Source organism: Brevundimonas sp. FV1ye4L (assembly GCF_058681255.1).
Genome location: NZ_CM178734.1, coordinates 2,569,873 through 2,584,526, shown reverse-complemented (window position 1 = coordinate 2,584,526; position 14,654 = coordinate 2,569,873). Strand labels below are relative to the sequence as shown.

Annotated in this window: 12 protein-coding genes; 3 read left to right on the top strand and 9 right to left on the bottom strand. The window is 61.7% G+C overall.

Annotated elements, in window-relative coordinates:
• Positions 1-61: 61 nt before the first annotated feature.
• On the bottom strand, positions 62-1,561 hold the full coding sequence (locus tag ACW17X_RS12455) for a phosphomannomutase/phosphoglucomutase (RefSeq protein ID WP_492097809.1): 1,500 nt from the start codon (positions 1,559-1,561) through the stop codon (positions 62-64).
• Between the two features lie 145 nt (positions 1,562-1,706).
• On the opposite strand from ACW17X_RS12455, the gene ACW17X_RS12450 reads away from it, so the two are divergent.
• Genes ACW17X_RS12450 through ACW17X_RS12440 form a run of 3 tightly spaced genes read left to right on the top strand, consistent with a single transcriptional unit; the run spans position 1,707 to position 4,974 of the window.
• Entirely contained in the window at positions 1,707-3,029 is a 1,323-nt protein-coding gene (locus tag ACW17X_RS12450; protein ID WP_492097807.1) for a UDP-glucose dehydrogenase family protein, read from the top strand.
• Positions 3,029-4,381, top strand: coding sequence for a WcaI family glycosyltransferase (locus ACW17X_RS12445; RefSeq protein WP_492097805.1), 1,353 nt, complete (start codon positions 3,029-3,031; stop codon positions 4,379-4,381). Before ACW17X_RS12450 ends, ACW17X_RS12445 begins: the two co-directional genes overlap by 1 nt.
• Complete coding sequence (locus tag ACW17X_RS12440; protein ID WP_492097803.1) at positions 4,378-4,974, top strand: putative colanic acid biosynthesis acetyltransferase; 597 nt, start codon at positions 4,378-4,380, stop codon at positions 4,972-4,974. The genes ACW17X_RS12445 and ACW17X_RS12440 overlap by 4 nt, the downstream gene beginning before the upstream one ends.
• Here the strand turns inward: ACW17X_RS12440 and ACW17X_RS12435 are convergent.
• From ACW17X_RS12435 to ACW17X_RS12400, 8 genes are all read right to left on the bottom strand, one after another.
• Complete coding sequence (locus ACW17X_RS12435) at positions 4,946-6,145, bottom strand: glycosyltransferase (RefSeq protein WP_492097801.1); 1,200 nt, start codon at positions 6,143-6,145, stop codon at positions 4,946-4,948. The two genes, ACW17X_RS12440 and ACW17X_RS12435, sit on opposite strands and share 29 nt — an antisense overlap.
• Complete coding sequence (locus ACW17X_RS12430; protein WP_492097799.1) at positions 6,142-7,236, bottom strand: glycosyltransferase family 4 protein; 1,095 nt, start codon at positions 7,234-7,236, stop codon at positions 6,142-6,144. Before ACW17X_RS12430 ends, ACW17X_RS12435 begins: the two co-directional genes overlap by 4 nt.
• Positions 7,233-8,270 carry a CgeB family protein gene (locus ACW17X_RS12425; protein ID WP_492097797.1) on the bottom strand — a complete coding sequence of 346 codons (1,038 nt, stop codon included), beginning with the start codon at positions 8,268-8,270 and terminating at the stop codon, positions 7,233-7,235. The genes ACW17X_RS12430 and ACW17X_RS12425 overlap by 4 nt, the downstream gene beginning before the upstream one ends.
• A complete protein-coding gene (locus ACW17X_RS12420) occupies positions 8,267-9,910 on the bottom strand; it encodes a hypothetical protein (RefSeq protein ID WP_492097795.1) in 1,644 nt (547 codons plus the stop codon). The genes ACW17X_RS12425 and ACW17X_RS12420 overlap by 4 nt, the downstream gene beginning before the upstream one ends.
• A gap of 133 nt (positions 9,911-10,043) precedes the next feature.
• Positions 10,044-11,402 (bottom strand): polysaccharide biosynthesis protein, encoded by a 1,359-nt coding sequence (locus ACW17X_RS12415; RefSeq protein WP_492097793.1) that lies wholly within the window; start codon positions 11,400-11,402, stop codon positions 10,044-10,046.
• Positions 11,399-12,346, bottom strand: coding sequence for a GDP-L-fucose synthase (gene fcl / locus ACW17X_RS12410; RefSeq protein ID WP_492097791.1), 948 nt, complete (start codon positions 12,344-12,346; stop codon positions 11,399-11,401). Before fcl ends, ACW17X_RS12415 begins: the two co-directional genes overlap by 4 nt.
• On the bottom strand, positions 12,336-13,412 hold the full coding sequence (gmd, locus tag ACW17X_RS12405; protein ID WP_492097790.1) for a GDP-mannose 4,6-dehydratase: 1,077 nt from the start codon (positions 13,410-13,412) through the stop codon (positions 12,336-12,338). Before gmd ends, fcl begins: the two co-directional genes overlap by 11 nt.
• Before the next feature lie 754 nt (positions 13,413-14,166).
• Positions 14,167-14,541, bottom strand: a complete 375-nt coding sequence (locus tag ACW17X_RS12400; RefSeq protein ID WP_492097788.1) for a hypothetical protein — start codon at positions 14,539-14,541, stop codon at positions 14,167-14,169.
• Positions 14,542-14,654: the final 113 nt, after the last annotated feature.

The window sequence follows — 14,654 nt, the reverse complement described above, 5'->3', positions numbered from 1 at the left end:
CCGCAGGCGCAAGCCGTCTTCACTCAACCACGCCAAGATGACGGGACGTCAGTCGCCGGCATCAGATTTCCTGATTGAAGGCGCCGATCTCAGGATAGGCGGCCAGGCGCGGCTTGATCTCCTTGCGGAACAGGTCGCGCATGTCGTCCTCGGATCGCATGCTCTCGACCACCACGACCAGTTCGGGCTTGTTCGACGAGGCGCGGACCAGGACCCAGGAGCCGTCCTCCAGGTGCACCCGCACGCCGTTGACGGTGATGGCCTCAAGGATCTTGCGGCCCAGGATCTCGCCGCCGGCCTCGGCCAGGTCGGAGTATTCCTTCACGATCCGCTCCAGCACCCCGTATTTCAGCTCGTCGTCGCAATGGGGCGACATGGTCAGGCTGGTCCAGGCGTCCGGCAGGGCGGCCTTCAGTTCGGAAAGTCTCTTGCCGGGATTGCGGTCCAGCATGGCGAGAACCGCCCCGGCCGCGACCAGGCCGTCGTCGTACCCATGCCCCAGATCGCCGGCCATGAAGAAATGGCCTGACTTCTCGAACCCGGCCAGGGCGCCCAGTTCGGCGGTCTTGCGCTTGATGTAGGAGTGGCCCGTCTTCCAATAGACCACCTCGGCGCCATTGGCCTTGAGGATCTCGTCGGTCTTGTAGAGGCCGGTCGATTTCACATCGACCACGAAGGTGCTGTCCGGATAGACCTTGGACAGGTCGCGGGCCAGCATCAGGCCGATCTTGTCGGCGAAGATCTCCTCGCCCGTATCGTCCACCACCCCGCAACGGTCGCCGTCGCCGTCGAAGCCCAGGGCCAGGTCGGCGCCCGTCTCGCGCACCCGCTGGGCCATCTGCACCAGCATGGCGTGATCTTCCGGGTTCGGATTGTACTTCGGGAAGGTGTAGTCGAGGTCGGTGTCCATCTCGATCACCTCGACGCCCATCCGACGCAGGGCGTCCGGGGCGAAGGCGCCGGCCGTGCCGTTGCCGCAGGCGCAGACCACCTTCAGCGGGCGTTTGATCTGCACCTTGGAGGCGACGTCGGCCACATAGGTCTCGCGGAAGCCCTCGACCCGGACCAGTTTCCCGCCCGGCCGGGCCACGCCCTCGCCGTTCAGCACGATCTGCTTCAGCCGGCCCATCTCCTCGGGCCCGAAGGTCAGGGGCTTGTTCGCTCCCATCTTCACGCCGGTCCAGCCGTTCTCGTTATGGCTGGCCGTGACCATTGCCACGCAGGGCGCGTCCAGCTCGAACTGGCCGAAATAGGCCATGGGCGACAGGGCCAGACCGACGTCCAGCACCTCCATCCCGCCTTCCAGCAACCCCAGGATCAGGGCCTGTTTGACGCTGAGGCTGTAGCTGCGGAAATCATGGCCGGTGACGATCTTGGGCGCGACGCCGATCTCGTGGACATAGGTGGCCAGGCCCAGACCCAGGGCCTGGATGCCGAGAAGATTGATCTCCTTCTCCAGGATCCAGCGGGCGTCGTATTCCCGGAACCCCGTCGGCTTGACCAAGGCCTGGGTCTCAAAGGCCGCCGTGTTCGGCTTCAGGTCTGCGCGTGGCTTGAGCATGCATGTCCCCTAGTATGATAAGGCTCGCAATCAAGCTATTGCACCGCCCAATCTGGGCGCGCCTACAACTGCGACTTGGTTAGAAACACATTGATATGCTGCAATGCAATATGCAATGTCAGCCTAGAACTGCGGGGATGGTACTATGCGCGTCACGATGATCGGCACCGGCTACGTCGGCTTGGTGTCTGGGGCCTGTTTCGCCGATTTCGGCCATGTGGTCACTTGCATCGACAAGGACCCGTCGAAGATCGAGCGGTTGGAGAAGGGCGAGATCCCGATCTTCGAGCCGGGCCTGGACGACCTGGTCGCGACCAACGTCAAGGAAGGTCGACTGTTCTTCACGCTCGAGGGCGCAGAGGCCATCCGTAACGCGGACGCCGTCTTCATCGCCGTCGGCACCCCGACACGTCGTGGCGACGGCCATGCGGACCTCTCCTATGTCTATGCGGCGGCGGAAGAGATCGCCGGCCTCATCGACGGCTTCACCGTGGTGGTGACCAAGTCCACCGTGCCTGTCGGCACCGGCGACGAGGTCGAGGCCATTATCCGCAAGGCCAATCCGAACGCCGACTTCGCCGTGGTCTCCAATCCCGAGTTCCTGCGTGAAGGCGCCGCCATCGGCGACTTCAAACGCCCCGACCGGGTGGTGATCGGCGTCAACGACATCGACAGCGACACCGGCGCGCGCGCCAAGGCCGTGATGAGCGAACTGTACCGGCCGCTAAACCTGAACGAGAGCCCGCTGCAGTTCGTCGGCCGGCGCACCTCGGAACTGATCAAATACGCCGCCAACGCCTTCCTGGCGATGAAGATCACCTTCATCAACGAGATGGCGGACCTCTGCGAGGCCGTCGGCGCCGACGTACAGCAGGTGGCCCGCGGCATCGGCCTGGACAAGCGGATCGGGTCCAAGTTCCTGCACGCCGGCCCCGGCTATGGCGGGTCCTGCTTCCCCAAGGACACCATCGCCCTGGTGCGTACCGCCCAACAGTATGGGGCGCCGGTCAAGCTGATCGAGACCACGGTCGAGGTCAACGACGCCCGCAAGAAGGCCATGGCCGGCCGGGTCGAGACGACCCTGGGCGAGAGCGTTTCCGGCAAGACCGTCGCCCTCCTGGGCCTGACCTTCAAGCCCAACACCGACGACATGCGCGACGCCCCCTCGCTGGACATCGCCCCCGCCCTGATCGCCGCCGGCGCCAGGGTCCAGGCCTTCGATCCCGAGGGCATGCACGAGGCCGGCAAGCTGCTGCCCGGCGTCGAGATGAAGGCCAACGCCTATGACGCGGTCGAAGGCGCCGACGCCGTGGTCATCATCACCGAATGGGACCAGTTCCGGGCGCTGGACCTGGACCGGGTCAAGGGTCTGATGAAACAGCCGGTGCTGGTGGATCTGAGGAATGTCTATCGCGCCGAAGACGTGATCAATCGCGGGTTCAAGTACAGCGGCATCGGACGGAGCTGATGGAAACGGCGGTCCTCGACAACGGTGCAGCTATAGCTGACACGCCCCAGTCGGGGACCGATCACTTGCCGTCCGACGGCGAGCGTGCCGACACAGGGACCGCCCTGCCCATCCTCCGTATTCTGATCATCGCCCTAAACTACGCCCCCGAACTGGTCGGCTGCGCGAAATACACGACCGAACTGGCTGAAGATCTGGTGGCGCGCGGCCATGCGGTCGAGGTCGTGACCGGGCCGCCCTATTATCCGGCCTGGAAGGTCGCGCCCGGCTATTCCGGCGCACGCTGGACACGTGAGACGCTGAACGGCGTGGCGATCCATCGCACGCCCCTCTATGTGCCGCCTGAGCCCTCGGGCCTGAAGCGGGTCGCCCATCTGGCGTCGTTCGCGGCGGCCGCCGCTCCGGCCGCGATCGGCGTGGCGCGTCGTTTCAAACCGGATCTGGTCTTCGCCGTCGCCCCCACCCTGACCGCCGCCGCAACGGCCTTGATCGCCGCCAAGGTCGCCGGCGCGGCCAGCTGGCTGCACATCCAGGATTTCGAGGTGGACGCCGCCTTTGACCTGGGCCTGCTCAGCAACCGGTTCGCGCGGCGCGCCGCCCTGGGCCTGGAGGCCGGACTGTTGCGTCGGTTCAGCCGGGTGTCCAGCATCTCGCCCGCCATGGTTCAGCGTCTGGGTGCAAAGGGCGTGGCGGCCGAACGGACGGTCGAGTTCCGCAACTGGGTCGATGTCGACGCCGTCCCGGTGTTCGCCTCCACAAACACGGACTATCGGCGCGAACTGAACATCGGTCCCGAGCGGATCGTCGCCCTGTATTCGGGCAATATGGCCGGCAAACAGGGGCTGGAAGCCCTGGGTCAGGTCGCGGCCGAGCTGCGGGCGGCCCAGGCGCCGGTCACCCTGCTGCTGTGCGGCGACGGCCCGGCCCGGGCGGCGCTGGAGACGGCCTGCCAGGGCATGGACACGGTGCGTTTCCTGCCGCTTCAGCCGATGGAGCGGCTCGGCGAACTGCTGGGCACGGCCGACATCCACCTGCTGCCCCAGCGGCCCGAGGCGGCGGATCTGGTCCTGCCGTCCAAGCTGACGGGCATGCTGGCCTCGGGACGGCCAGTCGTCGCCATGGCCGCCCCCGGTTCCGGACTGGCCGCCGAGGTCGAGGGCTGCGGCCTGGCCGTTGAACCGACCGCCCCGGCAATGACCGCCGGCCTCCTGCGCCTGGGCGCCGATCCCGACCTGCGCCGCACCTTGGGCGCCGCCGGTCGCCAGCGTGCAGAGACGCGGTGGAAAAAGAGCGCCATCATCGACGGGTTTGAGGCGGAGATGGCGGCGACGGTTGGAGGACAGGACTTGTGACTGAGACACCGGTTCAGGAATTGTCACGGTTCAGAATGCCTGTCGGCTTCCGTGGGCGGTCAGCCGTGGTGGTCCAGCTTTGGTGGCTAGTTCAGGGAACCCTTTTCGCCTGTTCGCCCCAGTTCATGTACGGCTGGCGCAACTGGCTGCTTCGGCTATTCGGCGCCAAGATTGGCAAGAACGTGCTAATCCGACCTAGCGTCAGGGTCACATACCCTTGGAAACTGGAAATTGGCGATCACAGCTGGATTGGTGACTTCGCTGAACTATATACGCTCGGCCCAATCCAGATTGGGCGAAATGCTGTCGTGTCCCAGTATTGCTACCTTTGCACCGGTTCTCACGACATGTCGTCGGCGGCGTTTGACATCTCTTCCCACTCCGTCACCATTGAAGATGAAGCCTGGGTCGCGGCAGGCGTTTTCATACATCCTGGCGTGACCATCGGGCGAGGCTCGGTCGTCGGCGCGCGCTCCGTTGTTAGACGAAACACTGAGCCTTACGGCGTCTACGTGGGCGAACCGCTTAACCTTGTCCGCGACAGACGCTCCTCCAAAAAACTTCCTACGGCTGTTGAAGAAACGCTTGAATAGTTGCGATAAGAGCGGGGCCCGTTCGCTCCACATTGAAATTCTCGTTGAAGAGTTCTTTAGCGGCTTTTCTTGTTTCTGTCGCTTGGGCGTCCGTCAGCGCGAGCCACCTGCGTATCGCAGCTTCGCATCCCTCCGCCGTGTCGGCGTCGATTACGCCAGCCCCGGCATCTTGGATTTCACGCCAAATGTTCACCTTGTCAGAAATGAGGACGGGGGTGCCTGCGCCCAGCGCTTCAGCAACGGCTATACCGAAGTTCTCCTGGTGTGAGGGAAGCACAAAAGCGTCCGCGCCGTAAAGCGCGCCCCATTTGGCGGCCCCATAGAGAGGACCCGGAAAATGTACCCTATCAGCAAGACCAGCATTTTCGACGCGCTGCCTGAGCACCTTGACCAATCCGGTCTGATCCGGCCCAGCGACAACCAAGTCCAAATCGGGATGATCCGTCGCGGCCTTACAGAAGGCATCGACCAGGAGGTCACACCCCTTCTTCTCATGGATACGACTTAAAAATAGGAGATAGCGTCGGCCGTTCACTTCGGGGACAGCGTGCCTGAACGCCGATTCGATCCCTTCGGTCAAAGAGGGGGGCGCGCTTGCGCCATAGCCCACCACCACCGGGTTAAACCTGTAAAGTGGGAACTCTCCTAGCGATTGCCGTCGCTCCTCCTCACTGGTGAAAAACACCGCCTCCGCTCCCGCGAGCAATCGCCCCTCTCCCGCCAGCCAGAACGCCAGCTTCGCGAAGTGTTTCAAGGGATAGGTGCGCCGGAACCAGGGATCCATCATCCCGTGAGGGAAGACGAAATAGGGTGTACCTCCATTCGGAAGAACGCGTGACGCAGCGAATGGAGCGTAGTTCCAAAGACCGTGCACAATCACAGCGTCGAAACGCCGATGATTGGCTCTTAGCCATTCTTCATAGTCAGGTGAATAGCCGTAGTGCTCGAGCGCCCGACGAATGGGGGCCTTGGATCTCGTCCTTGGCCGCCCAAGAGCATGAACCGGAAAGGGCACTGTTGCCAAAAACGGGCTATCCGCCGCGTCGAGGGTCGCGACCTCACGCTTCACCGGACCGTCGTACCCTCCACACGCATCGTTCTGCCGCAACAGCCCTTCAACGGGGCCGCCGTACGCAGGATCTACTGAGGCGATCAGATGAAGTAGGTTCATGCGCTATGCCTCAAAAGGTTCAACAAATTTAGCTGAGCGGAGGCATTCAGATACTGGCTCTCGACCTTCGCCAGTCCAGAACGTCCCATGGCGGCCGCCCGCCTCGGATCGGCCAGCAGTACACTGATCGCATCCGCTAGTTGTGGGACGGAGCTTTCGTCTATCACGAGGCCGTCTGCTTCATGAGACACGACCTCGTGCGCAGCGCCGAGCTTTCCGCAGATCACCGGCAGGCCGCGCAACCAGGCCTCCAGATAGACGATGCCGAAGCCTTCCTTTGACGACGGAAGGGCAAAAACCGAGGCGCGACGATAGGCTTCGGCAAGGGCGGCGTCATCGACACGACCCAGGAAAGTCACGCGGTCGTCCACCCCTTCACTCGCCGCGAGGGCCTCCAGTTCGGTTCGTAAAGCGCCGTCGCCGATGACCTCGAGCCGCCCGGGTCGGCCCTTGTCTTTCAACAGGGCCATGGCCCGGATCAGCTGATCGACGTTCTTGCGTCTGTCCCCCGGTCCGATGCGACTGACGGCCAGAACGATATCGCCGGGCCTGGAGGTTGCGTGACCGACCTCGGCGACGGGATCGACGGCGTTTGGAAAGACGGTAAACCGCTCCGGTGGGACGCCGTACTCCTCGGCCATTACGCCTGCGGTATATTGGCTGACAGAGGCGATCCTATCGACGGCGCGCAACATCCTCGGCTCATAGGGACGTTTGGCGCGCGCAACGCTGTTCCAGACATCGTCCCCGTGCACGAACAGGATCAGCCTGAGGCGGGGGTTGAGCCGTTTCGCAAGCCAGGCCACCGGCAGCAGATTGATATGGCCGATCAGCATCTGATCGCAGCTGCGGCTTTGACGCAGGGTCTGTGCGATAAACTTCAGGCGGTCCGTGCCGAAGGCGAACAGGCCGGAGGATCCGTGTGGCAAATCCTGCGGCAGATCATCGGCAAGGTGCACACGCACCGACGCGACGACGCCTTCAGCTTCGAGCCTGACCAGATTGGCGATCTGTCTGCGATTGAAGTTCTGCAGCCCGCCGACCCTACTGTAAGTGGACAGGCCGACAAAAAGGACGGACGGAGCCGTCATGTCGAGATCACGGCCTCAAGGATGGCCGAGACTACCTTTTCATTGCCGATACCAAGCGCACGCGCGCGCGCCATTCCAGCCAAGCGCAGCCGTGCCGCAAGGGCCGGGTCTTCGAGCACCCGCCGGCATTGCTGCACACACTCTTCGGCGTCATCCCAGAACAGGGCCTCCTCGCCTTCATTATACATAGCCAGATGGTCGGAGGTGCGCTGGGCAATCAGGACGCCGCCGGTATAGGGAACTTCGAGCGAGCGGCGCGTGTGCAGGTCGCGGTTGCCCTGTGATAGAAAGCCTAGGCAACCAGATGCTCCGGATAGTGCCAGAGTATACTCCCGATCATGTAGCGCTCCGCCTTTCCAATGCGGCTTAAGGACCGACCAGCGACTGGATCGCTGCCAACGATCCCCCCAGATGCTGAACGGCACGCCTGACTCAGCCAGATGCGCGAGAACGGCGTCGCGATTCTCCCCCCGGATCCAGGTGCCCACGAACACGATTTCATCGACCCGAACGGCATCGGCCTCCTCTTCACGTGACCGGGGCGCGTGCAATACCTCATCGACGCCTCGCCAGCTTTTCATCGCGCGCGCGCCTCGCTGCCGATACTCAGCCAGCGTCTCATCCCGCACCGTCACGCAAAGATCATAGAGCGGAAGGGCGGCGACCAAACTGTCGAAGCGCCGCCCATCGCGCCCGCCCGTGGGATCGTCAGCATTGAACAGCACAATTTTCGGCCCAAGACCCCGAATGTACTCCAGGGCCTTCGGGCCGATCAACTCGCCGCTGTCGACCCAGACGACATCGCTGCTGCCGATCCGCGCGATGTTGGCGCGAAGTACCTCCAACACCTGCGGCTGCAACAGTCGATATCCCGTGAGATAGTGGGCGTGGGACATCAGTCTGCTGCGAAGCACCGAGCCCATGGCTTTGGTCAAATCCAGCGCATCGACCCCATGGCCAACCCGACGAAGGGCTTCCGCACGATGGCGCGCCGTGGTGCCCGCAGCGGTGCTCCCCAGATATAGGATTTTCATCGGCGCGGCCCGGGACGATAGGTTGCTGCAGGCCGCGCGAGAAGCGACCGATTGCGTGAGAAGGGACCTGTAATAATGGCAGTGAGCAGGAACAGGCTGGCGTACAGAATCAAGGTCTGGGGGTAGCCCCGCAGCAGCCCGCCGATCATGCCAGCTAAGTTGTCACCGTTCAGGCCGAACATGAACAGGCGATCAAGCTGGAACAGGACGGCCGGCGACACGAATAGTCCCATACCGGCGACCGAGCGAGTAAAGCTATCATAAATGATGAAGGAAATCAAAGCGATACCCATCAGAAACGGCCAGAACAATGGCCCCATGATAACCAGGCCATCCACGAGGGCCGAACCGGTCACGTACCCCCCCAGCGATCCGCGGGCGGCGAGGAAGCGGTAGACGTCTCCGCCGCTGAACTGCAAGGACGCCTTGTCTACTTTTAGCCCCAACAGGGTAATGACCGGGGTGGGAAGCGTCGCGACAAGACGCTGGCCGAATATATGACGGGCGTAGTCCCGCTGAGGCGCTGTGATCCCTTCTGTGTGGCGCAAATTTAGATCAAGAAATTTTAGAAGGGTGAGGCGTTGGAAGAAATCGTTGCGGAGATAGACCTCGTTGTACCGGTTATCGACCACTGCCTTTTGCGTTCGGTAGTTCTCAAGCGCTGACCGATCGCCTGCGGTCTCCAGCGTCTTTTGTATCAAGGTTGCCGCAGAGACCTCGGAGCGGTCCGCCCGGGTGATCAGCATGGCAGTGGAAAGGTCAGAAAGAACGTTCATGGCCGGCAAGCCTACCAGCAACGCAACTATCGCGCCGATGGCAACAGGTCGACCCAGCCTAAGCCGACCGGTCAAGACGGCGACCGCCAGACATAGAACCAAGACAAACACGACGACGGCAAACGCGCCGCGACTATTCCGCGCGAAAGCGACCAGCAGCACGAGGCCGAAATAGGCCAAAAGCGGAAGCCACTGCTGCGCGCGCCGCTCTTGGTTCCGGAACAGGTAAGGTGCGGCCGCGATGAGTGCAGGAGCCAATACGAACGGCGTGAAGGCCTGAAGAAATTTTCCCGCAGCGTCGCCGTACTCAATGGCGGCGGCCGCTTCGCTGGTTCTGCTGGTCACAGTTGCGGCCAAGCCGATGAACCCCATCAACCAGAGCTGGCCGTTTGTCGGAGCCCGAAAAGCAAACAACGCGGAGTTAACCGTGCGGCCAAGGCCCGCGCTACTTTGACGAAAGGGGGGGAATGCGCGGTAGACCATATGGGTGAAGCAGGCCAATAGGCTGGCAAACGCGGCAAGGGCAGCAGCCTTAATCGGCACATCAAGATTGAACGTGATCGCCCGCCCGTCGAGGCTCTGAAAAATCAGGGGCCCCGACAACAGCGTGAAGCTGAGGCCGAACACAATCAAAGCGGAGATTGGCGTGCCCCCCATGACCGCCGGACGGAAAACATACACGGCTGTCAAGATCGACGATGCACCTGCAATGAAAGCCGTGGCTAAATTGGCCTGCGAAGGCGCGATCACCGCCTGAGCGAGAACGCTGGTACAGACCGCCACAATGATCACCGCTCGCGTGGCAGCCAACGGAGCGGCAGAGGGCGCGCCAGCTCGTTGGCGTTGCAGGTTCACAGCCGTCATGTTCACCCCCCCCTTGAGTGGAGACACACGATTGGTCGCAGCCCCGAGCCGACTAGCCACCCGAACCCATTATTATAGGCTACCCGGGCACGGACGAATCGCGCGCTAAGATAAGGCGTTAATAAATATAGCGTCATTGGACAGCTGCTTCCCTCAAAGCTGAGGCAGAATCAGTCCTCAAGCGCGAACGTAAAGCAATAACATTCATGACGGTCAAAGCCAGATAGACGCCAGACTGAACACAAAGAAACCCCTCCAAGCTGAGGCCTCGACCTAACGCTAGCGCGCCAACAAAAATACTCAAACCTGACCCAACCAGATAGGCGAGCGTCACCTTTATGTGAGCATTGACTGATATCAGGGGTGTTTGAAAATAAACCCAGATTGCCTCACAGCTGCACAAAACAAGCAGTGAGCCCAGAACGCTGATTGGAAGGGCTATATTTCCTTGGGTCCAATAAGAATATACTACGCCGCCAAAAATAGACGTGGCTACAATATAAACAGCGAGACCAGAAACAACGATTACCCCATTGACCTTAAAGAGGCGCAAGAATTCAGACACGTTCCGACTGCCAATTGTTCGTCCGTAGTCAAACAAAAACACATGATTGACCGATCCCAGAACTGTGGTGCCGATACGGGTTAGTGTGCGTGAGGTAGCAAACATAACCACAGCTGCAGGAAGCCGCAGCCCTACCAACGTTAGCGCACCCTGGATCATCAGCGCGTTACCTAGTGGAAAAGCAAGGTAGCTAATCGACGGGAGTGCCAAGCGGCGCAACTCTTCGAGTTTCGCCTGTCCGAAACCGGGACGGAAGACCCTAGGTCCGCGCAACAGCATGACGCCAACTGCGCCCACACTGACCGCACGCACCAACAGCATTGCGACCGCCGCGCCGACGACGCCACCGCCAGCCACAGCAACGAGAAGGGCACCCGCTCCTTCGCACAGGCGCGCTGTGTTGCGCATAACAGCCATCGTGGCAAATCGACCCTCTGCACGCAACGCTCCGGTAAGGCCGCCATTGAGAATGTTGAGGGCCACTTGGAGCCCAAGCACCGCCGTGACGGTCTTCGCCTCAACTTCGGAAACACCCGTGAGGTTGAGCAGCTCTGTCAGAGAAAAAAAGCCAGCAAGAGCGAGGCTGATCAGAACCACCACTCCACCTACGCTGAAGCAAAGAGCGAGCAGGCTGTGGAACGTTTGCTGTGCACGTTCCGCCTGACCGTTCCCCATGCTGACGGTCATGTCGTTTGTAGCCGCTTGGGCAAAACCGAGATCGCTCAGAGTCAGATAGGTCGTTAACGCCGACAGTAAAAGCCAAGATCCGTAGCGTGCTTCGCCCCAGACAGACAGCAGGATAGGCACGGTCGCGAGCTGCAAGCCGATGGCGACAACATGCCCGTACCCCTGCGCCGCGATGCCACGCCCCAGTCGCTGCAAAACGGGGGAGCGCAGGAGTTGCCCGAACCGCGCTACTGACATCATCGCATCGTGCGCTGGAAGTTGCTGTATACTGAAGCAACTCCGTCAATCAGCCGGACCCCCGGAGCCCACCCCATCGCCTTCAGCTTCTCTCCGCTCATCAGCTTGCGCATAGTGCCGTCCGGCTTGGTCGGGTCGGTGCGGATTTCGCCTTCAAAGCCCACAACCTCGCAGACCAGCTTGGCCAGGTCGACAATGGCAATGTCTTCGCCCGAGCCGACGTTGACGTGCTCGAAGTCCGAATAGTGTTTCATCAGGAAGACGCAGGCGTCAGCGCAGTCGTCGGCGTGCAGGAACTCGCGCCGGGGCGCGCCCGTGCCCCAGATGGTGATGTGATCGGCGCCGGCGACCTTGGCCTCGTGCGCCTTGCGGATCAGGGCGGGCAGGACGTGGCTGGTGTTCAGGTCGAAATTGTCGCCGGGGCCGTACAGGTTAGTCGGCATGGCGCTGATGAAGTCGCAGCCGTGCTGTTTGCGATAGGCCTGGGCCAGTTTGATGCCGGCGATCTTGGCGATCGCATACCATTCGTTGGTCGGCTCAAGCGGACCGGTCAGCAGGGCGTCTTCCGGGATCGGCTGGGGCGCCAGCTTGGGGTAGATGCAGCTGGAGCCCAGGAACAGCATCTTGCCGACCCCGTTGCGATAGGCCGCCTCGGTGATGTTCGCCGCAATCATCAGATTGTCGTACAGGAAGTCGGCCGGATAGGTGTCGTTGGCCAGGATGCCGCCGACCTTGGCCGCCGCCATGAAGATGGCGTCGGGCGTCTTGTCGGCGACGAAGGCCTGGACCTGAGCCGGGTTCTTCAGATCGACCTCAGAGCGGGTGGCGGTGACGACCTCGCAATTCTCGCTGGCCAGTCGGCGCACGATAGCTGAGCCGACCATCCCGCGATGGCCGGCGACCCAGACGCGCTTGCCCGCCAGGGAGAACAGGATTTCACTCGGCATTGCGCCGTTGCTCCTTAGCGACGGCGATCAGATCGGCGGCGACCATTTCGGCGCACAGGGCCTGCCACTTGGTCTCGTGGACCCAGCCTAGCTTGTTCTTGGCCTTGGTCGGGTCGCCGATCAGCAGTTCGACCTCGGTGGGCCGGAAGTAGCGCGGATCGATCTCAATATAGACCCGGCCGGTATCGGCGCAGATGCCCTTTTCATCGACGCCCTCGCCTTCCCAGCGCAGGGTGATGTCGATCTGCTTGAAGGCCTCGGTGACGAAGTCGCGGATGATGGTGGTCTCGCCGGTGGCCAGGACATAGTCGTCCGGCTCGTCCTGCTGCAGCATCAGCCACATGCCGCGCACATATTCACGGGCGTGACCCCAGTCGCGCTTGGCGTCGATATTGCCCAGATAGAGCTTGTCCTGATAGCCCAACTTGATAGCGGCGGCGGCGCGCGTGATCTTGCGCGTCACGAAGGTCTCGCCCCGCAGCGGGCTCTCGTGGTTGAACAGAATGCCGTTTGAAGCGTGAATGCCATAGGCCTCGCGGTAGTTCACCACGATCCAGTAGCCGTACAGTTTGGCGGCGGCGTAGGGGCTGCGGGGATAGAAGGGCGTCGTTTCCGACTGCGGCACTTCCTGCACCTTGCCGTACAGCTCCGAGGTCGAGGCCTGATAGAAGCGGGTCTTCTTCTCCAGCCCCAGGATGCGGATCGCCTCCAGCAGGCGCAGCGTGCCAACAGCGTCGGCGTTTCCGGTGTATTCGGGCGTCTCGAACGACACCTGCACGTGGCTTTGGGCCGCCAGATTGTAGATTTCGTCAGGCTGGGTCTGCTGGACGATGCGGATCAGGTTCGTCGAATCCGTCATGTCGCCGTAGTGCAGGACGAAGCGCGGATGCTGCTCGTGCGGATCCTGGTAGATGTGGTCGATCCGGCCCGTATTGAAGGAAGAGGACCGGCGCTTCACGCCATGGACGGTATAGCCCTTTTCCAGAAGGAGCTCAGACAGATACGCGCCGTCCTGCCCCGTCACGCCTGTGATCAGCGCGACTTTACCGTTCGATTCAATAGCCATGGATCCCCCGACGGCAGCCAACCCCTGGGCTGCAAGACCTCGTATACCAAGGTCTCGCCAACAGGGCGATTCAAATTGCTGCAATGCAGTAGAGCCGGGGCGCCGCGTTACCCGAAATGGGTTTAGGCGCTGTTGATCAAGTGGTCAGTGAATCGACCCAACGTCGGCAAAAACCGGCTCGCGGAAGGCCATCAGCGAGTTGGTCACCGCGAGCCTCCCTCCCTCGACCCTTATCGTCGTTCCTTGATGAGGGACGCTCAACTTGCGACGTGGACGCGCCGACACGAACCAGCGGTTCGAAACGAGCCACATGCTCTCGCCCGAAAGGCCGCCCCGAGAGGCGTCGCGTGCCCTCCCGCGCGCCGAATAAACCCAGATCGGTATGCTCGGAGCGCCTGGTCGGCGCGCTCTGTGAAACAGCCCTGAGGCTGGCACACACTACGCACACCTGCGATTTGCCGTAAGTCGTTGTTTTACAATGTGAAACATTTTTGCCCCCCTTGGGTGACTCGTCGCACACTTTTTGGCTTCTTTAACAAAAGCAAAGGGTTATCGTGGGTGACTAGCCGCACACCAGCACGGAACACTGTTACGCGACGACCACTCGTATGGAATTGCGCAATCCACGTCAGCGAGGCCGCTGGGCCGGCGCAGCGAGCGGACCGATCAAACTATCGGAGCGACGCCCTCCCCACTTTGTCAGCGTAAGACAGCCCGCGCTCTGACCCTGATTGCGGCCTCTCGCCTTCTTCTCTCAAGCCTTCAGCAACGCGTCGCAAAGCGCCCACAACCGCGAATCCGTCGGCGATCCGATCGTTCTGAAGCTGTACGGCCTCTCCGGAACCGGACCGAACAAAAGCGTGGCGGCTTCGCTTGCCAGACCACGAACATGTTCGATTTCCTTGGAGTCCAGCTCCTTGCGGGCAATCGCCGTAGTCAAGGCCAGAGCCAGAACCGACTGATGCCCGACCTGGGCCTGAACATAACGATCCGCGTGCTCGAACTCCTGATTGATCAGATAGGTGAGAAGGTCGGCGGGCCTCATGCCGAGGCGGTCCTGAAGCGTCTTAAATTGCGCCATCGCAGAGACCGAAACATGATGAGAAATGCGAGGAAGATTGCTGGCCAAGAAGAGGTTTCCTCCGAGAGGCTGGAAGCTGTGACTGACGAAAAAACTTACAAATTGAGGAAGTTGGATTGTTCCTGGGGCGCTAAGGCGAGGAAATCGCCTGAACCTCGGCC